14 protein-coding genes are annotated in these 26,748 nt (G+C 40.0%); 13 read left to right on the top strand and 1 reads right to left on the bottom strand.

Annotation, left to right across the window (positions count from 1 at the left end; genetic code table 11):
- The first annotated feature begins 1 nt into the window (after window position 1).
- Genes J1905_RS14340 through J1905_RS14330 form a run of 3 tightly spaced genes read left to right on the top strand, consistent with a single transcriptional unit; the run spans window position 2 to window position 4,333 of the window.
- Window positions 2–712, top strand: a complete 711-nt coding sequence (locus J1905_RS14340) for a LytR/AlgR family response regulator transcription factor (RefSeq protein ID WP_214227961.1) — start codon at window positions 2–4, stop codon at window positions 710–712.
- Window positions 713–738: 26 nt separating this feature from the next.
- Entirely contained in the window at window positions 739–3,555 is a 2,817-nt protein-coding gene (locus J1905_RS14335; RefSeq protein WP_214227960.1) for a TonB-dependent receptor, read from the top strand.
- A 4-nt stretch (window positions 3,556–3,559) separates the two neighbouring features.
- Window positions 3,560–4,333, top strand: coding sequence for a GLPGLI family protein (locus J1905_RS14330; RefSeq protein WP_214227959.1), 774 nt, complete (start codon window positions 3,560–3,562; stop codon window positions 4,331–4,333).
- A 48-nt stretch (window positions 4,334–4,381) separates the two neighbouring features.
- Here J1905_RS14330 and J1905_RS14325 read toward each other — a convergent pair whose 3' ends face one another.
- Window positions 4,382–8,179, bottom strand: coding sequence for a PVC-type heme-binding CxxCH protein (locus J1905_RS14325; RefSeq protein ID WP_214227958.1), 3,798 nt, complete (start codon window positions 8,177–8,179; stop codon window positions 4,382–4,384).
- A 127-nt stretch (window positions 8,180–8,306) separates the two neighbouring features.
- On the opposite strand from J1905_RS14325, the gene J1905_RS14320 reads away from it, so the two are divergent.
- From J1905_RS14320 to J1905_RS14275, 10 genes are all read left to right on the top strand, one after another.
- On the top strand, window positions 8,307–10,754 hold the full coding sequence (locus J1905_RS14320) for a TonB-dependent receptor (RefSeq protein WP_214227957.1): 2,448 nt from the start codon (window positions 8,307–8,309) through the stop codon (window positions 10,752–10,754).
- A gap of 816 nt (window positions 10,755–11,570) precedes the next feature.
- On the top strand, window positions 11,571–14,786 hold the full coding sequence (locus J1905_RS14315; RefSeq protein WP_214227956.1) for a SusC/RagA family TonB-linked outer membrane protein: 3,216 nt from the start codon (window positions 11,571–11,573) through the stop codon (window positions 14,784–14,786).
- Between the two features lie 23 nt (window positions 14,787–14,809).
- Window positions 14,810–16,315, top strand: a complete 1,506-nt coding sequence (locus J1905_RS14310; RefSeq protein ID WP_214227955.1) for a SusD/RagB family nutrient-binding outer membrane lipoprotein — start codon at window positions 14,810–14,812, stop codon at window positions 16,313–16,315.
- A gap of 23 nt (window positions 16,316–16,338) precedes the next feature.
- On the top strand, window positions 16,339–16,833 hold the full coding sequence (locus J1905_RS14305) for a lipid-binding protein (RefSeq protein ID WP_214227954.1): 495 nt from the start codon (window positions 16,339–16,341) through the stop codon (window positions 16,831–16,833).
- A 97-nt stretch (window positions 16,834–16,930) separates the two neighbouring features.
- Window positions 16,931–18,661, top strand: a complete 1,731-nt coding sequence (locus J1905_RS14300) for a tetratricopeptide repeat protein (protein WP_214227953.1) — start codon at window positions 16,931–16,933, stop codon at window positions 18,659–18,661.
- A gap of 64 nt (window positions 18,662–18,725) precedes the next feature.
- Complete coding sequence (locus J1905_RS14295; protein WP_214227952.1) at window positions 18,726–19,862, top strand: glycosyltransferase family 2 protein; 1,137 nt, start codon at window positions 18,726–18,728, stop codon at window positions 19,860–19,862.
- 51 nt (window positions 19,863–19,913) lie between these two features.
- A complete protein-coding gene (locus J1905_RS14290; RefSeq protein WP_214227951.1) occupies window positions 19,914–21,212 on the top strand; it encodes a sensor histidine kinase in 1,299 nt (432 codons plus the stop codon).
- Window positions 21,213–21,431: 219 nt separating this feature from the next.
- Window positions 21,432–23,669 carry an alpha-L-fucosidase gene (locus tag J1905_RS14285; protein WP_214227950.1) on the top strand — a complete coding sequence of 746 codons (2,238 nt, stop codon included), beginning with the start codon at window positions 21,432–21,434 and terminating at the stop codon, window positions 23,667–23,669.
- A gap of 261 nt (window positions 23,670–23,930) precedes the next feature.
- Window positions 23,931–24,551 carry a hypothetical protein gene (locus J1905_RS14280; RefSeq protein WP_214227949.1) on the top strand — a complete coding sequence of 207 codons (621 nt, stop codon included), beginning with the start codon at window positions 23,931–23,933 and terminating at the stop codon, window positions 24,549–24,551.
- A gap of 7 nt (window positions 24,552–24,558) precedes the next feature.
- Complete coding sequence (locus tag J1905_RS14275) at window positions 24,559–26,580, top strand: plastocyanin/azurin family copper-binding protein (protein WP_214227948.1); 2,022 nt, start codon at window positions 24,559–24,561, stop codon at window positions 26,578–26,580.
- The last annotated feature ends 168 nt before the right edge of the window (window positions 26,581–26,748 follow it).

Genomic DNA, 26,748 nt, shown 5'->3' with positions numbered 1-26,748 from the left:
TATGTTACGAGCCATAGCCATCGACGACGAGCCATTTGCATTAGAGGTGGTAAAAAACTTACTGGAAGAAATCCCTTTTATACAACTGGCAGCCTGTTTCACTAAAGCCGTTGAAGCCATTAGTTTCCTGCAGGAAAATGATATTCAACTGGTTTTTTTAGACATTAAAATGCCTGGCCTATCGGGTATAGATTTTATCAGATCATTGCCAAAACCACCAATGGTAATCTTTACAACTGCCTACAGTGAACATGCCGTTCAAAGTTTTGAGCTGAATGCGATTGATTACCTGTTAAAACCATTTTCATTCTCGCGCCTATTAAAAGCATGTAACAAGGCTTACGAGTTTCAACAAATGAAAGACAATAATAAGAAGACAGCTTCGGAACCTTTACCTGTTATTTTTATAAAAAGCGGCGTCGAACAAATCAGAATAGATCTTGCCGATTTGCGCTATGTCGAAAGCATTGGTAACTATATGAAATTGCACTTAAACGAAAAGTCACCGGTTATGTCTCGCCTTACTACTTCTGAGACCGAAGCTTTGTTGCCAGTCAATGTCTTTATCCGGGTGCACCGTTCATTTATCGTAGCGAAAGAAAAAATAACTAAGGTGGATAAAAGAAGTGTATGGCTGAATGAGACAGAGATTCCTATTGGGCCATCCTATATAACTGAAATTGAAAAACTGTTAAAATCAATATCTAAATAAAGGTATCACAGTAACATAAATCCCCCATGAACTTTAAAAAATTAGTGACAATAATATTGTCAATAGGATTCTCTTTGCCTGTTTTTTGCCAGCAAATAGAGCCCCGGATACTGACCTACGATCATGCTATAAAAGGTGTGGTAATTGATACCAGCAATAATCTAAAGCTTAAGGATGCTTCGGTGGTCGTCTTAAACAGTAAAGATTCTATTATAAGGCAATTTACAAGAACTCAACCAGACGGGAGTTTTTTGATGAATGGAATGCAGGACGGTAATTATATACTTTATATATCATACCCTGGTTATGTGGACTACACAGAAAAGTTCATGTTGGATTCGAATCGAAGTACCCAGGATTTTAGTATGATCGGTTTGATGCTGAAAACCAATTTGTTAAAAGAGGTGATTATAAAGGGGACGGTATCGACCATTCGAATAAAAGGAGATACCACTGAATATAATGCCAAAGCTTATGTATTAAGTCCTAATGCTAAAGTAGAGGACTTGTTAAAAAGGCTACCCGGAATTCAGATAGATAAGGATGGCAAGATTTCCGCTCAGGGGCAAACGATAAACAAGGTGCTGGTTGATGGAGAAGAATTTTTTGGGGATGATCCTACCTTAGTTACTAGAAACCTACGTGCGGATATGGTAGATAAGGTACAGCTTTTTGATAAGAAAAGTGATCAGGCGACACTAACTGGCATGAATGACGGAAGGACTGATAAAACGCTGAACATTAAATTGAAGGAAGATAAAAAAAATGGCTATTTCGGAAAAGCTGATGTAGGAGTTGGAACCGATGGTTATTATAGTGGACAGCTGATGTTTAATTCCTTTAAGGCAAAGCAAAGGTTTTCGGTGTATGGTATTACCGGGAATAACGGGAAAACAAGCCTCGACTGGCAGGATAATTCTAAATATGCCACTTCAAATATTGATATTTCTTCGCCAGGAATGATGATTGACCTTGGCGGATATGATGAGCTGGAGTCTCACAGTGGCCGGTATGATGGCAAAGGTTTACCCGTGGCTCGTACCGGTGGAGTTCATTATGACAATAAATGGAAAGGCGATACACTCAGCATTAATGCCAATTATAAGATCGGCGCATTGACTGTGGACGGAACAAACAATATTCAAACTCAAAATAACATTCCAACAGGTCAGCTTAACAGTAACGCTGATCAAACTTTTCATAGTCATGTTTTTCGTCAGAAGATTGATGGAGTTTTCCAGGTCAAACCTGACAGTACTTCCAGCCTCAAAGTTACCTTAAATGGTGGTATCAAAAATACGGAACAAGTTAATCAAGCTTTAGCCACTACTAAAAATGAAGCTGGTGCTCTGTTGAATAATAATTTGCTAAACAATTCGTCCAAAACTGATCAACATAACCTTTCGGCTGGAATGTTATTCACTAAAAAATTAAACAAACCGGGTAGAACTTTTTCCTTAAATTTTATTGGCTCAATCAATAAAGTCAATAGTACCGGTTTACTTAACTCAAAAATCAACCTTTATTCAAACGGTTTTCAGGATAGCACACAATTGGTTAACCAGTTTAAAGCAAACGCTATATCTAATAATGGAGTAAATGCCATCCTAAATTACTCAGAGCCGCTATCAAAAGCAATGTTAATGATAGTGAGTTATGGTTTCGCCGCAGGTGGTAGTGCGTCAAATCAAAAAACATTCAATAAATCAGCAGGTGGAGGTTATAGCTCCATAGACAGTCTTTACAGCAATAATTTTGAAGTAAAGCAATTATCGAATCAATTGGGCCTTAACTTCAATCTGGTTAAAAACAAAACTACGCTCGCTTTCGGGAGTAAGGTAAGTACTGTTGATTTCCGACAGTTGGATGTTTACTCAAAAAGCAAGCTAAACCGAAATTTTATACTCTGGAATCCACAAGTTAATTTAGCATACAGAATCTCCCAACAATCCTCTGTCAGATTAAACTATGATGGCAATTCTGTAGAGCCAACAGTGGCACAATTACAACCGGTTCTTGTCAATAATGACCCCTTAAATATCACTCAGGGCAATCCAGATTTGAAACCTTCATTTACTCAACGGATTTTTGTCGCCTACCAAGCCTATAATCCGCTAAACGGTCAGCTGGTCGGAATATTTGCTGGTTACCAACTGACCGCCAATCCTGTGGTAAGTAGTCTGATGGCCGATTCCTCGGGTAGAACGATTAACAGATATATTAATTTGGATGATCAAAACACTGGTAACTTTAACTTCTCTGTCTTTTTTGATCGCAAAATCAAGCCATTAGACCTAAATGCCGGACTCAACTTAAATATTAATGGGAACACCTATTATAACCTATCAAATACTGAATTGAACCGGACAAATTATACTGTCTATACCTTACAGGCAAGGTTTTCAAAAGCTAAAGCAAACGTTTACGAATTCAACGCCAGTCTAGGTCCCACCTATACCATTAGTGGATCATCCTTACAACAAAATATTAATAATAATGGGAGAGGGTTCACCAGCAACGGAGATTTTACACTATATCTTCCGCGCAAATTTCAACTTTCCGCCAATGCCAATTATCAATATAATAGTAAAACAGAAACTTTCGCCCAAAATTTTTCGAGAGTAATTATTAATGCCTCGCTAAGTAAATTGTTCCTCAAGGAACAGACGCTAAAGCTTTCCCTTTCAGGCAATGATCTGTTGAACCAAAATACCGGTTTTAATCGGAATGTATCAGGTAACCTAATCACCCAAAGCAATTACACCACAATAAAAAGATATTTTATGATCTCGTTATCTTATGATTTTAATAAGGTGGGGGCTAACAAAACACCAAATAAATAAAGCTATGAGAAAATTAATTATAACGTTTGCCATCCTGTTAATTTTAACAATTTCCTCCTTTGCACAAAACGTAAGATTTACTCGCTCAGGATTAATCGAATACCAAAAAAATGTAAATATGTACGCAATTATACAGCGCAGTATTGACAAAGAAAATGAAACCCTTTTAAAACCAGCTTTTGAAGCTTATAAGGAACAACATCCCCAGTTCAAGGAACTGAAAAGCACTTTGATGTTTGCTAATAATAAAACACTATTCACACCTGTTGGTGTGAATACTCCAATTACAAGCTTTTTCAATGATCCGCAAATAGCGATGCAAAATAATATCGTTTATTCTGATTTGGTTAATAAACAGCTGATCAGTAAACGTAAAGTATTTGATGAGATTTATTTACTAAAAGATAGCCAGAAAAATATAAAATGGAAGTTTACAGATGAGGTTCGAGATGTGGCTGGTTACCCTTGTCGTCGGGCGAATGGTCTTACACTTGATTCCGTTTACGTGGTGGCGTTCTATACCGACAAAATTCCTGTTTCAGGTGGTCCGGAACTATTTGGAGGATTGCCGGGAATGATCCTACAACTTGCGCTACCTCATGAAAATGTAAGCTGGATTGCCACAAAGGTTCAGGAAGTTGAGTTTCCAGTAAATTCAATTTTACCACCAACAGGTGGCTCAATCGTTAACCTGAAAGAGCTGATCGATAAATTGAAAAGTGTTTATAAGGACAATACAAAAAATGCATTTGAATATTTAAAAGCATTCTTACTATAGGAATTATGCTCTTTGGCTAGCCAACGGTTGGATCAATAGATTTGGTTATCATTTGGATTTGCTTAAAAAACCTACCAGATCGATGACCTCCGCATTGCTCAAAGTTTCGAATAATCCATTCGGCATCATGGAAACAGGCATCACTTCTCTCGACTGGATGTTGGATTTGTTGATCACTGTAGCTTCCTGACCTACAATACGCATGGTAATCTGCCTCTCATTTTCGGCTATGATATTACCTGAATATACCCTGCCATCACGTGAGGTGATTACCACTAGCTTATAGTCATCCTGTATTTCGCCGCTGGGCTCCAGTACGTTGAACAACAGGTAATCAACTTTAGACCGGTTCGAGCCGGTCAGATCCGGGCCAATAATACCGCCTTCACCGTACATCTTGTGGCAGCTGCCGCAGGTACGCTCGAATAGGAGTTTACCCTTGCTAAGATTGGCTTTTTCCAGTGCCTTTGGTGTGAGCAGTTCACGATACTTCTTGTAAGCCAGTTCGTTGGATGGAAGTTGGTCTATAGGTCCCCAGATCTCTACAAAACCACTACCTACAACTCTTCTGAGCTGTCTTGCCACACTTGCAGGTACATCACGTTTTTCTATGATTTTATTTTTTATGGCCTGAGCAAGCATCCAGCCCGACTTTGATCTTGAAGAAAGTGTTTCAATTGCAGCAGCTTTGTCTTTCTCACTGAACTGCGGGTACTTTTTTAGCAGCAGCTGTGCGATGTGTTCATCGTCAAAATTGGCTATCGCATGGATTGCATCGGAGCGCAGCTCATTGTCGTCCAGTAATGCGGGGAAATCTCTAAGTAATTCAATTCTTTGCTGAGCCGACAGTGCCAGCAGGGCTTTACGACGGTCGCTGACGCCGGCACCTTTATTTCTGAGTGTATTGAAATACTGTGAAGCTGCTTCGGTATCTCCAAAGTACTGGGCGATTTCCAGCGATAGTAATTTATTTCTTTCGCCCTGTGACTGCAGTTTTGCATAGGTTGTTTTCCAATCGGCGGGAGTTTTCAGGTCGGTCCGGCCCTCCAGTCCATCCCGCATGCCCGTTACCATTGCAGTATCCGCGTTTTGCTTTGTGCCCAGCCAGGCGACCAGCGTATTTGTGGCATCTGCATCTACGGCTCTTCTTGTAGTAAATTTCTTAATCATACTGAGTTCTCCTTCAGCAGCCAGATTCAGGGCACGTTTGGTATCTTTTGAAACCAGAGGCTCTATACCATACCAAAGCATTTTTGGTAGATTATGGTCTTGTTCATCTTCTCCATGTTTAACCAATGCGGCAGCCAGGTCCCAGCGTTTATCTGTACTGATTCGCTGTAATGCGGCAGCCAGGTACAAACGTACAACCGGAGAATTTTCTGATTTTGCCATTTCTCCGAATTTCTGAATAGTAGCGCCTGATGGTTCAGCGTCTTGGCTAAGGAACTGAATAGCCCAACCGCGGATGTATTCGTTTTTGTCATTTAATGCAGCCGTTAGCTGATCAGTGCTTAGGGCATTACATACATAAAGTGCCCACATGGCCCTTAGGCGATAATTTGTTTCCTGATTGCTTGCATATATACTGTTCAATGCATCAAAGGCTCCCTTCTTCACTTTACCTTTAGCCGCACGGTTTTGAAGGATTAGCCGCGCTCGTCTTGAGTGCCAGTCGCTTTTGCTCGTTTGCAGTTCCACCAGCTGTTTGTCATTGAGTTTATTCAGGTCAGTATAGCGGTTCCTAAAGTTTTCTGCATTGCTCTCTTTGGGTGAAATGCGAAATATCCGACCGGTTTCCTTGTTCAATACGGAACCGCCGCAGATATCTGCATCATGCCAGTCTAATACATAAAGACTACCATCTGGCCCTACAGTGGTACTAAAACCTACCCATTGTGCATTGTTTGCTGTCATCAGGTCTTCACCATGTGATCCTGTAAAGCCTGAACCCTTAGGTTTTAAAATATCGGTAAGTATGGCGTGCTCATGAATATTGGCCATAAATATTCTGTCCTGCTGATCCTGAGGGAAGGCATCAGACTGATAGATACTTGCACCGCCGTGTGCTGAACGGTGACTGTGATCGGCAATGGTTTTGATATCTGTGTAAGTATATGGATTGAAATGCTGTCCGCCCTGTCTATGATAAATGCCTCCGGGGATTACGTACCAGAGATGAGGAATAACACAGGCTGTGATAAAAATCTGGCCATTTGCGTCATAGTCAATTCCCCACGGATTACTAAAACCATGTGCCACTACTTCGAACTTATCCTTGATCGGGTGGTAACGCCAAACGCCGCCGTTGATGTCTACACCTTCTCCTTTTAAAATTTCGTCATCCGGAAATGGTTCTTTATGGCTGTAAAGTTTTCCCTTTCCTGTAGGTTTGCGTATACGGGATGGTGTTGCAAAACCCTGGCAGCCATATAGCCATCCGTCTGGCCCCCAGTGAAAACTGTTCATGGTCTCATGCCTGTCGCGGATACCCCATCCGGTAAGCCTCACCTCAATGTCTTTCATATCGGCCTTATCATCGTTGTCACGGTCAGGTATAAATAATAAATTGGGTGGTGCTCCGATAAATACCCCGTCAAAACCTACAGCCATTGCAGCGGGGAAGGGGATTCCATCAGCAAAAACTTTTTTAGTATCGGCCTTGCCATCATGGTCTGTATCTTCCAGGATCAGGATCCTGCTGTTACCGTCGTTTGAAAAACCTGAAGAACGGGATTCATAATCGCGGTTTTCTGCCACCCAAAGACGGCCCTTGTCATCCCAGCAAAATGCCATAGGCTGTGTGATCATGGGTTCAGAGGCGTAAACATTTGCCATAAATCCATCTTTCAGTGTCATTGCTTTTACCGCTTCATCGGGACTTAGGAATTTCGCATCCATTCCTTCTTTTTTAGCCAGGGCCCAAAGGTCAACTGTCGCCCACGAAGGGTCTTTTCCGGCAAATTTTGCCCAGGCATTATTGATCTGAATGTCATTGAATTCACCGGTATAGATGATAAGCTGATGTTTGATCGTTTCTGTTTCGCCTTTTTTTAATATCCAGTCGGCATCATGAACCCGTACAGGACCAACACCCAGTTGTTCGTCAACCCTCCATTTTTGCGGATAACCTTTGTTTTCAGGATGATCCAATATGGTGATGTGCGCCCTGTCATCTCTGCCATTTGTCTTTATACCTACATCTACCCATGTTGATGGCTGACCTTCAGCTTTTTGGTTGTGCTGACGGGCGGCATTAATAACTTCTCCATCTATTCCGGGTTTCCATGGCATTCTTAAAAACAACCCGCCATAAGGATATTTACCCATTTTAAGATCGGTTTTAGCTTCACCTTCCCAGTCCAGAGTCAATAAGAATTTGTCGTTACTCTGCTCCATGCTCCAGTTTTGCGTTTCGGTCATTATCGGTACGCCCTTGTCATCCAGAAGATCATAAACCGTTTGCCATTTTACCATTGTTCCTGATTTCTCTATAACTCTGGCTGCCACACGCTTCCAGTATCCTTTGCCCGGATTGGCAAAATAATTACGTCCGTTTACATCGGTCAAACCCCAGTAGAGCCCGGTTTGGTGCTTGTGGTGCTCAGGACTGAATTCGGTGAGTGTACTTTTGCCGTCGGGCGATGCGATAGGGTGTATATACGGGCGGAAATCTTCACCAGCATTTTGTGTGAGTATGGTTTGTTTCGTATCTGTCCTCTGGATGGTTATGGTACCTGATTTTTCATCCTGCAGTGCTTCCAGCCTGACTTCATCAGTTTTTAGATTTTTAGGACTGAACAATAAAATGAACAATAGTGTAATGAGTAGAAGTATAGACTTCAGCATAGTGTTTCTGGTTTACATTTGGTTGTTCTAAATATATGTATTTCAATTTAATAACATAAGCGAAAAGCTGAATATTTGTATATACAAGATGAAATGTTATTATTGCAGAAATTCTATCCAATATTTCATGTTAAACTTTAACGTTAAGCAGGCTTGTTTTTTATTCTTTATCCTGACAGGTTTGTTTTCGACCTCCTTTGCACAAAACAATACGGGTATCATCCTAAAAGGTATCATCAGAAATACGAACAATGAAGTTGTAGTTGGTGCAATTTTGCTTTTAAAGAAGGGTAGTGATGGGCAGGTAATTAAAAAGACATTGAGCGATAATGAGGGAGGCTTTTCATTCACGTCTTCAGCAACTGGAACTTATGTAGTTTCTGTGAGTTATTTAGGTGTGCTCGCTTACCAGAGTGATCTATTGAAATTAGCAGAAAATATGGATTTGGGCGTCATTAGACTTGAAACCACTGCCCGCAGTTTAAAGGAAGTTGTTATTAAAAGTTCCGGTAATAAACCTCTTATTAAAATCGAAGGCAGAAAAATGATTTATAACATAGAGAAAAGTATAACTGCGCAGGGTACAAATGCATTGGAAGCATTAAAAAAAACGCCTGGATTAATTGTTAATCAGGACAATACAATCACACTGAATGGAGCAAGTGGCGCCCTTGTGATGATTAATGGTAGACAAACCTATTTGCAGACAGAGGAGCTGGCCCAACTGCTGAAATCTATGTCGGCATCCGACTTAAAATTGATTGAAGTTATTAAAAGCCCTTCGGCCGAATATGCTGCTGCAGGGACAGGAGGTATTGTTAATCTTGTCCTTCAAAAATCAATTGCCGAAGGTTTTAACGGAAGTATTAATAACGGCATTGCATATGGTCTTACTCCAAAGCAAAATACCAATATGAATCTTAATTTCCGAAAAGGAAAAGTAAATATGTTCGGTAGTTACAATCATAATTTTGGACATTTTGCAATGGATTACGACAATGACAGAACAACCAATGGAAAGGTATATCTGAATTCCAGCCATGACATAGATAAAAAACACAGCATAGGATCAACCCTCGGTGCAGATTACGCGATAGATACCACCAAAACACTTGGTATAGTCATAAATGCTAACTTTTCAGGCGGTGGTGGCCTGATCATTCCGGTTACAAATATCTATGATGAGGCAACAGGGGATCTTTTACAAATGCTTAGAAGCGAAAGTAGTTATCCCCATCAGATGGCACACCGATACAATACCAATTTAAATTACCGATACAAAGGCAGTAACAGTACCAGCCTGGATATAGATGCAGATTACGGGATCTTTGATGCGTCTACTAAAAACCTCAGCACTAACACTTTCTATTCACCGGATGGATCATTCCAATCCGCAAACAATTTCCTTGTGGCCAATAGCCGGGACATCAAATTATATGCCGTTAAAGCCGACTATGGTTTTCCTATTTGGAGCGGAAAAATTTTAGTTGGCGCAAAATTTTCTAACGTAAACGCTAACAATGTATTTAATCAGTATGATATGAATGGTAGCCATAATGTGATCGATATCAACCTGTCCAATACTTTCAAATATAAGGAACAAATCAGCGCTGGATACCTGAAGTATGAAACACCTATTATTGATAACCTGAGCCTGGATATAGGAGTAAGATTGGAAAATACACATTCTCAAGGTGACTTACAGCCACGTAAAGGTAGCAGCCAGTTACCAACATCAGTAGTTAGAAATTACCTGGACGTCTTTCCTACCACTGCAATTACTTATAAAACTACGCAATCTGGTACTTATAATTTAAGTTTTTCACGCCGCGTTGACCGCCCTGCCTATAATAACCTGAATCCATTTTCCTACCCGGTAGATGAACTTTCTTATTGGAAAGGTAATCCATTTCTACAGCCCCAGTATGCCAATACTTTGGCGCTCCAGTATAGTTACAAAAGGACGACGATAGCTACTAGTTACACCCATACAAGTGATATCAGCAGTTCAATTACAGAAGTTATGGAGGGAAATATAATCAATATGGTGCCAAGAAATATTGGGTTTCAGAACAATCTGAATCTGACCGTGACACAGCAGCTAACAATGGCCAAATGGTGGAATATGAGCCTCACTGGCATAGGATACCGTTTGGAGAATAAAGTTGGAACTGTAGAATATGGGAACTATAGCCGCAGTCGTTTTATTGGCGCGATTAATATTCAACAGAGTTTTAACCTCCCTGGTCGTATTAATGCGGAGGTTACAGGTTTGGTTAACTCGAAAAGGATAAGTGGATTGAATACTTATATAAAAGGTAATTCACAGATTGATCTTGGTTTGCAAAAGAATTTAATGAACGACAAGGCAACCCTTAGGCTGGCAGCTTCCGATATATTGAGGGCAAATAAATTCAATACAGATACCCGACTAAATAATTTATTGCGTCATACAACCTATATGGGTGAAACCCGTCAGCTACGATTAAATTTTACTTATCGGTTTGGTAACAATAAGATTAAAACGAAAGACAGTCGTGAGTCGGGCTTAGAAAATGAATCACAGCGACTATAAGGTTTTGAAATGAGCTAACTCTTTCATCAGCCTTTTATCCATTTTACACGCATACAACTGTAACATTTATATCTTTTAATGGGTAACCACCACAAAAAGGTTTTCATAAATGGAGTTCTGGGTATACGCGTCAAGTCAATTTTTGGGGTTTTACCACAAGGACACAGCTCAGTTTGAAGGGGAAGTGAATTGGAAGTCATATCTAAAGTAATTAGGGAAAATTAGGGTTCATTTTTAAAGTTCACGTTAAAGATTAAACGGTATCATTCACTGATATATTTCATTAGTTGCTAAAAAACCTTGAAATCCTTATTGAATTCAAGGTTTTTCGATAAGGGATAAGGTTTTGATCCAGATTGATTTAAAGGCTAAAAAGATTTAAGATAAACTGGCAGAAGATGATGATTTCTTTTTTGTGATCAAAAAAACAAATACAGATTCAATCGGTTTTTAAACTGTACAAAATCACCCATTGGGGTATTTCACCTGAGCGCATTAACATTCAGTTTTACGTAATTAATTAAACCCTTAAAACAAAAATGTTATGAAAAAATTGATACTCTTTACGCTTACACTATTTATAATGCAAGCGAATGCAACAGTACATACTGCATTTTTCGTGCAATATTTTTATGATCTTATATAAAACGATTTCACATTGTGAGATTTGGTGTTTCTATATAATCATTTCGATAAGTCCGTCGTCCTGTCAATAGGTGTTCTTCGAACACTTTTTTTTTAAGTAACTGGTTAAATTGCCTGCCATCGTCCAGACAATAATGGACTAGCTAATATTATTCATTCAAAAACTGAAGCATGAAATTAAGATTACTATTCAAAATGATCTTCCTGCTGCTTTTTTGTTATGGAGCAGTTGCCCAGGACAAAAAAATATCAGGAAAAGTGACCGATTCCGATGGCGGCGGACCGCTACCGGGTGTTAGTGTAAAAGTTAGAGGGAAGCAGCAGGGTACGGTAACAGGGCCTGATGGGAAATATATCCTGGAAGCAGCAGGAGGTGCTATCCTTGAGTTTGCTTACGTAGGATATGTTGGGCAAACCAGAACTGTAGGTAATGACCCGGTTATTAATGTGGTACTAAGTGGCGAAAATAAATCGCTTACCGAGGTGGTAGTGACTGCATTTGGTATCAATAGAGCCAGCCGGACAAATGGCTATTCGGTTGCTCAGGTTGGGGGTGAAGAAATCAATAGAGCATCCCCGGTAAATCTAATGGCAGGTTTACAAGGCAAGGTAGCCGGTGTTGACATCTCTGCTACTTCAGGTTCACCGGGCGGATCCAGTAAAACGGTCATCAGGGGTTTTTCTTCAATCGCCGGCAGCAACCAGCCTTTGTATGTTATTGACGGTGTGCCTGTAAACAACTCGAGGCCTGGTGATGCTTCGCCTGTCAACAGTCTTGGAGATTTAAAAGAGAGTTATGATTTCGGTAATGCTGCCAATGACATCAATCCGGGAGATATAGAGACGATCAGTATCCTAAAAGGAGCCGCAGCAAGCTCTCTATATGGATCTAGGGCTTCCAATGGTGTCATTTTGATCACCACTAAAAAAGGAAAAGCAGGTGCTTTTAAAGTTGACATTAGTTCTGCTGCGGCTTTTTCGCAGGTAACCAATGTGCCCAAACTACAGGATAAATACGGACAAGGCTTTGCTTATGAAAGTTGGATTGCTGAAAACGGTAGTTGGGGAGCAAGATTTGATGGGAAAACACGGGATTGGGGATCTGAAATAGATGGAGAACGTTTGTCGCAGACTTTTGTGGCAGCAAAGAATAGTTTCAAAGATGCCTTTGATACCAGCCAGGAGTATAATAATACAATATCTTTCAGTGGGGGTACTGATCAATCGACATTTAGGTTTTCTTACGGAAATGTAAATAGCAATGGTATTTTACCCGGTTCCAGTGATGTGTATAAAAGAAATACAATCAGCTTAAACGGATCTACTAAGTTTAAGGACTTATCCATAACTGCAGGTTTAAATTACCTTGGAAAGAATACCAGAACGGTACAAACGGGTCAGGCAAATTCAGGAATAGGCTCTTCTTTTTATGAAGATATCCTGCAGATCCCTGTTAATTTTGAGATTTCAAAATTCAAAGACTACAAAAATAAATACTTCGATGTAGATGGCTTTTACAGTCCTTTTACTCAGAATCCATACTATTCTATTTTCGAAAACGGGGCTACATTTAAAAGCGACAGATTTTATGGGAACATTGACCTGAAAATAAAACCATTGGAATGGTTAACCCTTCAATTTCAACAAGGCGTGGATGTGAGTAATATCGTTGATAAAATCTGGAATGCCAAGAACTCACCAACGCCGGGATCATGGGCCGGAGGAGGCAACGATGAGCAAATTGTTAGACAGGCAAGTGTTGGAAATGTTGTTGATGGTTCAGAAAAATACTTTGAGTTCGATTCCAAGCTGAATGCACTGTTTGATCATAAATTCTCAGATCGGTTTGATGTGACGGGATTAGTTGGTTTAAACTTTAACGACAGGGGTTCAAGAGTTTTATATACAGGCATCGAAGATCTGCTGATTCCCGGTTTATTTCAGATTGATAACTCAGGAAACGCCCCAACCAGCAGTCAGACTAGTAAGGAGCGCAGACTTTTCGGCGCTTATGCCTCTGCAACCTTAGGATATGATTCTTTTGCATATTTAACTTTGAATGCAAGAAACGATTGGAGTTCAACCCTGCCTAGCGCACAAAGAAGCTATTTCTATCCTGGCGCTAATCTTTCGTTGATCTTGTCTCGGCTTATGGACATGAGCAGTGCTAAAGTTTCATTATTAAAACTAAGAGTTGCCTATGGTAAAACCGGAAGTGATACGGATCCTTATAATGTGTTAAACATATTGAATAAAACCAATATTTCTTTAGGCGGAGAAGCTTATACCTCATTCCCTTTTGGAGGAGTGGGCGGTTATAGTATTTCTAATACTTTAAGAAATAACAAACTGAGACCAGAAATCAGCACGGAAACTGAATTTGGTACGGAGATAAAGCTTTTTGATAATCGTCTTGGGCTTGATATCTCTTATTACAACAGGGTTACCAATGATCAGATCCTGCCAATTGTGGCTTCACCATCTACAGGAGTAAATTTTAGGGTAGTAAACTTTGGGAAGGTACGCAACAGAGGTATTGAGATTTCACTGACCGGAGTTCCGATAAGAACTGATGATATGAGCTGGAACATTGGATATACTTTTACAAGAAACAGAAATGTTGTTCTCGAATTGCCGGATGGACTGAGCAAAGTTGTATTAAACACTGCATATGATGCTCAGTTTGTGGCCAAGGTTGGTCAACCTTTAGGCGTATTTGAAGCTCCTGTGCCACTTTACGATCCTGAGGGCCACATTGTGGTAAGTTCTAACGGATTTCCGGCCTCTGCCCCTGATCTGGGTACTTATGGCTCATCCCAACGCGATTTTGTGATGGGTTTTACCAACACTTTTACCTATAAGGATTTTATGCTCGGCTTTACACTGGATTTTAAAAAGGGAGGCTTATTCTATTCCGGCACAGCAGATTTGTTAAATTTTGTGGGTAATGCGGCAAATACGGTTTTTAACGACAGACGTACATTTATTGTACCTAATTCTGTGGTAAGAGTAGTGGATGGCGAGGGTAAAACGACTTATGTAGAAAATACAAATCCGATTACCGAGAACAACATCTATTCTTATTATTATACCAACTCAGGAAGGGCAGTTTCTTATAAGAACATGATTGTTGACAGAACTTATCTAAAGTTAAGAGATCTTACACTGGGGTACTCTTTACCTAAAAAAGTTGCAAGAAGGATAGGGACTGATCGGGCCATGATCACCCTCTACGGTAGAAATTTGCTTACCTGGCTGCCAAAACAAAATATAACCATAGATCCGGAGGTTTCAAATTTTGGTAATGACCTTTCCAGTGAATTCGGAGAGTTCAGAACAGGTCCATCTACAAGGAATTTCGGTGTTTCTCTAAGCCTAACCTTTTAGTCATCATTTAATTGTGTATACAAATGAAAAATTTAAATAAAGTCATTATCGCATTTTTACTTGCAGGATTCATAGCAAGTACCGGGTGCAACAAGTTGGATATAAATATAGATCCCAATAACCCATTGGTTGAAAAAGCAAATGCGGAATCGCTGATTCCTTCTGGGGTAGTTTCAACAGCAGGAAGAGTAGGTGGGGATTTGTCGATTGTTGGTGGACTATGGGCTCAGTATTGGACACAAAACAACTCCTCAAGTCAATACATCTCGGTAGACACCTATGATGTTCCTAATTCTTCAGCTTTTATCAATGGGCCATATCAGGAGCTTTATTCGGGAGCACTGGCAGATTACCAGCTGGCAATTGAGAAAGCTGTTGCTGCTAAGGATTGGCGCTACAATCTCATGGCTACAGTCATGCGCGCCTATACCTATCAGGTTCTTGTAGATTTATTTGATAAAGTTCCCTATACAGAAGCCTTAAAAGTAGGCACATTTTTGCAACCCAAATTTGACGATGGATATACCATTTACAAATCATTGATTCAAGAGATCGATGCAGCCCTGGCCAAGGATTTCCTGAATACACCGCATCTCGCTACGGATACCAGGATCGATCTGGTTTTTGGAGACAATGGGAATGCTTCCTTTGAAGACCAAATGGAAAACTGGGAAAGATTTGCGAATACCTTAAAACTCAAAATGTACTTAAGAATGGCGTATGTAAAGCCCGCCGAAGCTGAGGCCGGTATCACCGCAATGTATGATGGAGATACTAATTTTCTAAACACCAATGCAGGCGTGTCCGGGTATCAGAATGTTCCTAATAAAAGCAACCCTTTGTTTGAATATAATTTCAGAAGACTGAATACAACAGATAACCTGAAAGCGAGTGTAACACTGGTAAGCTGGCTGGAGCAAAACGCTGATCCCCGCGCCCAGGTTTATTTTGGAGTAGATAGTCCTGTTCCTGCAATTAATCAAGGTGATTTTTGGAATCAAAGTAACCATCCCGAATATTTCGACGCTGTAGTTCCCGTTATTGCGCCTACAGCCCCCGTTTGGTTCATCACCAAGGCAGAGTCTTGTTTTATGCAGGCAGAGTTTTTGGAACGCTATTACGGAGGTGATAACGCAGAATCAAAGTACAACGATGGGGTAATAGCTGCATTCACAAGTTTGGGCTTAGCTAGTCCGACAGATTTGTTGGCCGGTCCATATAAATATCCTAAAAATGCTAATCTCGAGACAAAAATAGAGAAGATAATTGTTCAGAAGTGGGCTTCACTATTTGGTTCCCACGCTTTGGAAGCTTTTTTTGAACAAAACAGAACGGGATATCCAAAAATTAGTCCAGTGTATTCAACAGAGCCGGGCTATCAACCAGGTACTTTAGTGTATGCATCCAGGGGTGTTACCGGTGAAGGAAATTTCCCCAGAAGGTTAGTTTATCCAGACTATGAAAAAAGTAGAAATACCAATACACCGGCTGAGGTGCCGATTTACACCAAAGTTTGGTGGGGGAAATAATTTTTTAAACAAAAGAAATTCAAATGAAAACTAAGCATAATAAAATATTGACGTTAATGTTAACGCTTACGGCAGTGGTCTTTTATACCGGTTGCAAAAAGGATGTAGATTACGGAGGAACTAAAATGGAAAAAATGTCTGGTGACTGGCATGTATCTGTCGACAATTCTACAAGACGTTATACTTTGTATAGTTTCAATACTGCAGACAATAGTGCAACGCAGTTTTGGATTCAAAGTACATCCCTCAGAGCCGGAACAAAGAACATAGCAATTAAAGGAAAGATCAATGTAGATCTTGCGAGTCAGACTTTCTCTGCATCAAATGTTAGTAACAGTGGAGCTGGAGCCGTTTACACCAGTTTCAGTGTGTCAAATGGCCGGATCATCACCAATGGTACTGTTGGTCCCGGATCTGGTACACCAACCGATTCAATCACATTTGATCTGAATATTGATGGTGCTACGTTCAAAGTAACAGGAAGACATAAAACCGGATTTGTGGAGGATAGGCCATAATAAACCTCTTGGTTGCTGATTTCAATCAACCAATTGAAATATCGATTCATTTTTATTATATTTAATCGTTGTTTCTGTTGAATAAAAACTGCTCGGTATGAAACATATCTTTTTTCTCCTGGCTTTCCTTTTTCTTTTGTCATGCAATAACGGCAACTCATCAAAGCAAAAGGAATCAGCTGTAAATCCAGCACAGGTGGCTGTCTGCTACAGCCGCGCTACCAACGACAAAGACTGGTATAGTTCAGGTCGCAAGGCACCTATGCTGAGTGGACTTCAGGGAATTAATTTTAAGATTTCAACTGCAGACCAGCAGGTACAGGATTATTTCAATCAGGGGATGATGTTGGCCTACGGATTTAACCATGCCGAAGCTGCAAGGTCGTTCTATGAAGCGATGCGGTTGGACTCGACCTGTGCTATGGCTTATTGGGGATTTGCCTATGTGTTGGGACCCAATTACAACGGGGGTATGGAAAAAGATAATTTTCAACGTGCATACGACGCAGCTTTTAAGGCACAGCAACTCGCCCATAACTGTACACCCAAAGAAAAAGCACTCATAGCGGCGTTGGCTACCCGCTATGCTGTACAACCACCTCCTGATCGCAGACCACTTGATATAGCTTATGCAGCAGCTATGAAAAAAGTATACCGCCAGTATCCTTCTGATCCGGACATTGGCGCACTGTATGCTGAGTCATTAATGAACCTGCATCCTTGGGATTTATATCAAAAGAAGACAAAAGCACCACAGCCATGGACGCCAGAACTTGTGACGGTATTGGAGCATCTCATCAAGATCAATTCACGCCACCCGGGTGCACACCATTTTTATATCCATGCGATGGAATCTTCCATCAGTCCTGAAAAAGCTATGTCAAGTGCCCATCTGTTGGATACACTGGTGCCTGGCTCAGGCCATCTTGTGCATATGCCTTCCCATATTTATATCAATACAGGCGATTATCATTTGGGTTCTTTGTCAAATATCAATGCGGTTAAAACAGATAGCATTTATAGCACGGTTTGCCATGCTCAGGGTGTGTACCCGCTTGCCTATTATCCGCATAATTATCACTTTCTGGCTGCCACGGCCACACTGGAAGGAAATTCTTCCTTGGCATGGCAGGCTGCCTTGCAGGTGCAGAAACATACTGCAAAAGACATTATGCGACAGTCCGATTGGGGTACTTTGCAGCACTATTATACTATTCCTTACTACGTGGCGGTAAAACTGTCCATGTGGGATACAATACTTTCCCTGCCGCTTCCGCCCAAAGATCTGGTATATCCTAAGGCCATCTGGCATTATGCAAAAGGGATGGCTTATCTTGGGAAAAAGGAGGTAGTGAATGCACGAAAAGAAATGAAGGCACTCTCAGCCCTTGTTGTTGACACTATGCTGCAAGATTTAACCATATGGAATATCAATACAACGGCTGACTTGGTGCAAATTGCCTCGAAAGTATTGCAGGCAGGAATCGCTGTAAAAGAAAAACAAACAGACCAGGCGATCACTCTACTCAAAGAAGCTGTCGCTCTTGAAGATAAGCTCAATTACAACGAACCTCCAGATTGGTTCTTCTCGGTTAGGCATCATCTGGGAGCAGTATTGCTCAATGTAGGTAAATACAGTGAAGCTGAGAAAATATACCTGCAGGATTTATTAACCTGGAAAAAGAACGGCTGGGCACTAGCAGGGTTATACAAATCCCAGCTAAAGCAAAACAAAATCAATCAGGCAGAAAAAACCAAAAAGGTTTTGGATAAAGCTTGGCAATATGCAGATTTTTCACTTACTTCTTCATCGGAAATAATGGAATGAGAAAGCTTGCCAACGCAAACACTAACCTGCTATACAACCCACTATTTTTTTGTAAATTTTAATTATGTTATTTTATTACTTGTTGGCAATCCTGATTTTTTGGGTTGCTTTAGTCATTCTCCTTTTAATAAATACAAGGAAGATTCGCTTTTTAAAGGACCAGCCTTTAGCTAAGATTTTACCTACTGTTGCGGTTGTGATTGCTGTACGTAACGAGGAGGATAATCTGGCAGAAGCACTAAAAAGTGTGTGTAGTTTAGATTATCCAAATTACCAGGTGATGGTAGTGAATGACCGTTCTACTGACCAGACGCAGACTATTTTGGATAGCTTTACTGGGCAATACCCACATTTATCTGTTAGAGTAGTGAGCGAGTTGCCATCTGGCTGGCTCGGCAAAAACCATGCGTTACAGCAGGGCTACCTTTGCACCGATTCAGAATGGCTTTTGTTTACTGATGCAGATATCGTTTTTGACAAAGACGTTCTCAGTAGATCAATGCATTACGTTACTGAACATTCGCTTGATCATCTCACTATTTTCCCTGAGGTCAGATCGCGCTCGTTGTTGCTAAGGAGCATCCTGCAAACTTTTTTTATTATGCTGGAAGTTCGACAGAAACCCTGGGAAGCCAGAAATCCAAATTCAGATGCTCATATGGGTATTGGAGCTTTTAACTTGGTGAAGCGCAGTTCCTATCAACATGCCGGGACTCATTCCCGAATCAAGCTAAGACCTGATGATGACCTGCAACTGGGCAGGTTGATCAAGAGTTCGGGATTTAGTCAGGATGTGCTTTATGGAGAAGACCAAATCGGATTGGAATGGTATACCAGTATAGGTGAATTTACTAATGGGCTGATGAAAAATATGTTCTCAGTATTTGACTATAATCCATTTAAAGCCATGGGGACTGCAATCAGTACATTTCTTGTATTTACTTTTCCTCTACCTGCAACATTGCTGTCTGGAAACCGCTGGTGCCTTTTGGTTGGACTGGCTATTTTGGCATTGCAATGGTTGTTGATGTGGTTTAAACCGACACGCAAGCAGTGGTGGGATTTTTTAGTAATTGCTTTTGCAGGAGGGGTAATGACCTATATCATCCTAAAGTCTACCTATAAGACATTGTCCCAGAATGGAATTATCTGGAGAGATAGTTTTTACTCGCTCAAAGAGCTGAAAAAAAGAAGTGACTAGTGATACTGAATTTTATTCCTTCATTTCTGTATAGAAAGCTTATATTTCTTCATGCAAAAAATTAACTTCAGCATTCTTAATGATCACTTTTCAAAAAATAAGGCTTTCTGGGCTGAGTTGATAGGTAGTCCATTAAAGTTTTCTTTAGAAAGTAGAATATTTCATTCTATAAGCATTAGTTTGATCGCTTTGGCTTGTGTATATGTGCCTTATAATATATATGCACATCTGTATGTGGCAGCGGTGTCAACTTTTCTAATTGGCTTGTTCTTTTTGCAGCAGTACTATTATTCCAGATTTCGTGGAAAAGCACACAATAGCGCGTTATTCGGTTTAGTAGGTGTTTTACTTTTAGGTGTTAATTACTTTTCTAATTCAGGAATCAATGGATCTACTGACCTGATATGGCCTGCTTATCTGCTATTGGTATTTGCAATTTCTCCGTATCGGCAACACATCAAATGGTTAATTGTCTATTTATTGTGCTTCCTGATACTTCATATCATAGAGTATTATTACCCTTCTTTGGTGAAATATCCATTTACTGAGGGTAGAGGGCAGTTTATCGATCGGATTACTGCATTTCCTATACCGGTAGTCACAATTTATATTGTCATTAAATTCATGAGACGGAGTTATGATAAAGAACGAAAAGCTACCGAGGAAAAGACAATAGCAATTCAAACGCTAATGTCTATTATTTCACACGATATGAGAACTCCTCTCATGAACGTACAAAGCTATCTGGCGTTACTAAATGCAGGTGTGTTGGAGCCCGAAGACCGATTAGTGTTAGAAAAAGCATTGCTAAAATCTACTAACAATACTATGGAAATGCTTTCCAATTTGTTGCATTGGTCTAAATCTCAAATGGAAGGGCCAAATGTAAATCTAGTGGTTGTAAACTTGTTTACAACATTACAGGGGACAATTGAGATGGAAAGGATACATGCCTTGAAAAAAGATATATCCCTGAATTATTATATTCCGCATGAATTGGAAGTTATTGCTGATGTTAATATGCTCCAACTGGTAGTACGCAATCTGATCAGTAATGCGGTGAAATTCACCCCGTATGGAGGGCAGATTACTACTGAAGCTGAAGTGATATCGGATGAATGTAAAATAACCGTTAGTGATAATGGAAAGGGAATTCCGTTGGATAAACAGGAAAAGATTTTTTCTATTAACTCCGAACCAGAATATGGTACTGACAACGAAAGGGGAGTTGGTTTAGGGTTGGCATTATGTAAGGAGTTTATAGAGCGACAAGGTGGGAGGATAAGGTTTGAAAGTAATCCAGGAGTTGGTTCCCGATTTTCAATTTTTATAAAGCTATTAATCGTTTAATCCACTCTTTTAACCAACTACGCTATGTTTTTCTTGAAATAGTAGCGATAAGTTTATACCATGGAGCCCTGTCGTTAGCTGAACGGGCATTGGCATTGAAATCAACCATCTCAAAATTATTAGGAAATAAATAGATGATAATATAGTTTAAGTAGATGATAATTTGAATGGTATTCTGATGCCAGACAAATTGTATTTTTATCCCTCTAGACAAATCAAATGAAAAAGATATTTATAGCAACAGCTTTAATGGCAGTTGTTTACTTAAATGCAGATGCACAAAGCATCGGAACAATTAAACTGCAAAACACTATTCCAGTTTCTGCAACCGACTCAAAGGCTACAATTATAGCCAAGGCTGCTCATGTAGTGCCAACACCTAACCAGCTTAGTGCATTGAAAAATGAATTTATTGCCTTTATACACTTTGGGCCAAATACTTTTACCCGCATGGAATGGGGGAGTGGTAAAGAGGATCCCAAGGTTTTCGATTTAAAGGAACTTCATACCGATCAGTGGTGCCAATCTATGAAAGCGGCAGGTATGAAAATGGTGATCATAACTGTAAAGCATCATGATGGATTTGTACTTTGGCAAAGCCGCTATACCACACATGGCATCATGTCAACAGGTTTCGAAAACGGGAAGGGTGACATTTTAAAAGAGCTATCAGCATCCTGCAAAAAGTATGGTTTAAAGCTGGGCATTTATTTATCACCTGCCGACCTCTTCCAGATTGAAAGTCCTACAGGTTTATACGGCAACTTAAGCAAAGTTACTAAGCGTAGTATTCCACGTCAGGTTTCTGGCAGACCCTTTGCCAATAAAACCAAATTCGAATTTGAAGTAGATGATTATAATGAGTATTTCCTTAACCAACTATTTGAAGTTTTAACGGAGTATGGTCAGGTTGATGAGGTTTGGTTTGATGGAGCAACTCCTAAAACAAAAGGTGGTCAGCAATACAATTATGCCTCCTGGAAAAAGCTGATCCATACTTTAGCACCTAAGGCTGTTATTTTTGGTAAAGAAGATATTCGTTGGTGTGGTAATGAAGCCGGTGCAACCCGAAACACTGAATGGAATGTTATTCCTTATATACAGAATCCTAATACGGCAAACAACTTTGCAGATTTAACCGAAGCATCATTGGGCAGCAGAGATGATTTGTACAAAGGAAAATATTTGCATTACCAACAAGCAGAAACCAACACCTCAATTAGAGAAGGATGGTTTTACCGTGATGACGAAAAGCAAAAAGTACGTAGTACTGATGATGTTTTTGATATTTACGAAAGAGCTGTTGGCGGCAATTCTACTTTCTTACTTAATATTCCGCCAAACCGCGAGGGTAAATTCTCTCCAGAGGATGTAAAAGTATTGACCGAAGTTGGTAAACGCATTAACGAAACTTACGGCAAAAATCTATTTACCGGTGCAAAAGGGCCAGCTCAAGTATTGGACAAAAGCTTAAACACCTATTTGTTATTGGCAAAGCCTGAAAAAAGCATAGAAATTACTACCGGCAAACCGGTTACCATTAACAGAATTGTTTTGCAAGAAGCAATCACATCTCATGGTGAACGAGTAGAACAGCATACTCTTGAGGCTTGGATTGATGGAAAATGGCAAGAAATTGCTTCGACAACAAACATCGGTTATAAAAGAATATTACGTTTTCCTGAGGTTACAGCCTCAAAATTTAGGTTAAAAGTGCTTTCATCAAGAGCATCTCCTGCCATTGCTACAATTGAAGCCCATTATTACCATACAAAGCCATCTCAATTACAGTTTGACAGAGATGTTAATGGTTTATTAACCATATCGCCAAAAACTCATGAATTTGGATGGAACCCGCATGGTCAGAATGCCACAGAAAATTTAGGCAAAGGGGTTGAAATTTACTATACCACCGATGGTACAGAGCCTACCGCAGCATCAAAAAAATATACTGGTCCTGTTTCAATAACCAAAGGTGAAATTAAAGCAATCGCTATCGCTCATAAAGATAAAGGAAGTATTGCCACTGAAACATTTGGTTTGATAAAGAAAGATTGGAAACTATTAACAGTAAGTAGTGAAACTGATAAAAATAAAGGCGCAATGGCTTTTGATGCAAAGAAACAGACTTACTGGCTTTCAGAAGCTAATGATTCTAGACTTCAAATTGCTATAGATTTGGGTGCAGCACACAATTTAAGCGCATTTGTTTATACGCCGCCAAAGAGCTTTTTAGATGGTATGATGGAAAAAGGGATCATCCAGATTAGTAACGACGGCAAGAATTGGGAGATTGTAGAAAGCTTTGAGTTTGGTAACTTAATAAATGACCCTACCGCCAGAACCCACTATTTTAAAAAGGCAGTAACAGCAAGGTATGTGCAGGTGCAGGCAACAACCATTGCCGGTAACAAAAAAGCATTGGCTATCGCTGAGTTGGATTTTCTGGAGAAATAATAAAATAGGCGGCTCAATTTTTAGCATAAGCATCTGAAATACCACATTTTATTGTCGAAAAAAACTTGATTATAAAAAACGAGGGAATTTTATATATTTGTTATGCAATCGATTGTTTCGTTGTTTAATAACCAAAATAAAAGTATGACGATCTGTAAACGAGTTATGTTCTGCGTAGTATTTTTTATATGCTGCGCAACTAATACATGGGCGCAAAGCGCCAACCCTTATATCCTCAACGTAGGAAATAAACCTTATTTATTGCGAAGTTACCTCATGTTTGAAGGGAAGAAACGCACTCATGTAATCTCTGTAGGAACTCCAGAGAAGCTAAATTATAGTTACGACTTGAAGCAGGGTGCATTATTGCAGTTATGGCACGGACAGTTTATCGATGTGACTGAAATGTGGCACGATAGAGGAGAGCCGCAACTAGCCAAACCCCTCGGTACTGTGTTATCTCTTTCTGCGGCTCCAGCCATAGCAGCATTGGCTGATCAGAATGCCGCATGGCCTGATTCTATAGCTTTTGATGACCTTCAAAACAAGGGGTATGTATTGGATAAAAGCAAAATGCCTACATTTTTATACTCATCAAATGGCGCTGATATAAGTGATAAAATAGTAGTGCAAAGTGGGGGCGGAGGGATAGACCGTACCATAAGTATCAGTAATAGCAAAGAACCTCTTTACTGTAGGATTGCTGCCGCTGCAACTATAGAGGCACTGAAAAACAACACTTATAGCATTGGAAATAAAGTGTATACTGTAAAAGTTCCAGCTGAAGCAAAGGCTTTTATCAGGAAAACAAAAAATGGTCAGGAACTAATTGCTCCCCTGGCCAATGGAACTGAATCATTAACATATTCGCTAATCTGGTAATCGTAGAATGAAAAATTTAAAATACTTATTATCTCTCTTATTACTGGGTGCGGGCATGGCCAAAACGAATGCGCAAACAGAAAATACAATATTTCCAATTGTAACTATCCCTATTCCAAAAGAAGTAGCACTTGAAGTTGGGGGAATGACCTTTTTACCCAATGACGAATTAGCTGTTGCTACCCGCCGCGGAGAGGTATGGATCATTACAAACCCATATATGAAAGACGGGCAACAGCCTAAATACCGCCTATTTGCGCATGGTATGCATGAAATATTGGGATTAAGCTATATTAAGGGAGATCTCTACCTGACTCAGCGTGCTGAGCTTACGCGTCTTCGCGATCTGGACGGCGATGGTGAAGCTGACGAATACAGAACAATGTATTCCTGGCCTTTATCGGGTAATTATCATGAGTATGCCTATGGCCCTATGCTTGATAAAGATGGTAATATGGTTGTTACCCTAAATTTAGGTTGGATAGGTTTTGGAGAAAGTATGTCCAAATGGCATGGCTGGATGCTCAAATTCACTCCTGATTTTAAAATGAAACCTTTTGCTACGGGTTTCCGCTCACCTGCGGCTTTCGCTTTGAACAACAGTGGAGATATATTTTATGCAGAAAACCAAGGCGATTGGGTGGGTTCAGGTAGCATTACGCACGTTGAAGAGGGTGATTTTGTAGGTAATCCTGCAGGATTGATTTGGGCTGATCAGCCAGACTCTCCGGTAAAGCTTCGCAAAAAGGATATTCCAGATACAGGTGAACCGAAATATGATGTGGCTAAAAGAGTACCCGGACTAAAAACTCCTTCTGTATGGATTCCACATTCTATCATGGGTAATTCAACTTCCGGCATTCTTAGCTATTCAGATAATGGAAATATGGGGCCTTTTAAAGGGCAACTATTTGTAGGAGACCAATCGCAGAGTAAAATCAGCAGGGTATACCTGGAAAAGGTTAAAGGGGTTTACCAAGGGATGGTATTTCCTTTTCGTGAAGGATTTTCTTCGGGTATATTGAGGATGAACTGGGGTTCTGATGGTAGTATGCTCGTGGGTATGACTTCAAGAGGGTGGTCTTCAACCGGAAAAGAAGAATATGGTTTGCAACGTTTAACCTGGTCTGGTGTTATGCCTTTTGAGGTGCAGACGGTAAAGGCGCAACCTGATGGTTTTGAATTGGAATTTACCATGCCAGTTGATGAAAAAACTGCCCGTAATGCGGGTTCTTATAAATTGTCGACTTTTACTTATAAGTACCACCACATTTACGGAAGTCCGGTGATCAATCAATCGCCACGTAGTATTAAAGCAATCGTTATCTCTCCAGATCATAAACGTGTACGCTTAGTACTTGATAGTTTAAAGGAAGGATATATTCATGAGATCAAAACTGAAGGAATACGCTCAGAAAACGGTAATACTCCTTTACTTCACAATTATGGATATTATACTTTAAACAAAATTCCGGATGGGGAAAAAATAGTGGCTACGGATGAAAACAAACCTACTGGAGCCATGGAGGCTGATCATGCAATGCAAGGCATGGATCATCATAATATGAAGAATATGGCCGAGACCGGTGAAAAAGTTACCGGCAGTACTGATGCTGGAAAACATGTTACCAAACAACCGGCAAGCTGGAAGAACGGGTTGGTTAAAACCATTTTATTGGGGACCAAACCAGGATTGAAATTTAACGTTACAAATTTAACTTTAAAGGCTGGCACTAAAGTGAAACTGACTTTTGCCAACACGGACGACATGCTACACAATTTTGTGCTTACAACTCCAGGGTCGGGCAATGTTGTTGGAGAAATGGTAATGAAGATGGGGCTTGATGGTGAAAAGTATGATTTTGTTCCGAATAGTACTAAGGTTATCGCACATACCTCATTATTGCAACCTGGAAAATCAGATACTATTTATTTTACAGTACCAAAAAAACCTGGAATATATCCTTTTATCTGTACTTACCCAGGCCATTATATGGTAATGAAAGGGCAGATCAAAGTGCTGAAATAGAAGGTGTTGAGGTAAATTCAGTATGTCATAAAACAATAAGAGGGTGTATCATTTTTATGATACACCCTCTTATTGTTTTATGACATTTTTTATAATTCTACACTTCACTATTCTGTCTTTCATTTCCTGTTCACTTTAATACACACTGTCCATAATGAAACAGTTGAG

Source organism: Pedobacter sp. B4-66 (assembly GCF_018492665.1).
GTDB lineage: Bacteria > Bacteroidota > Bacteroidia > Sphingobacteriales > Sphingobacteriaceae > Pedobacter.
Note: the sequence above shows the minus strand (reverse complement) of the source record. Positions and strands in the feature narration are given on the sequence as shown.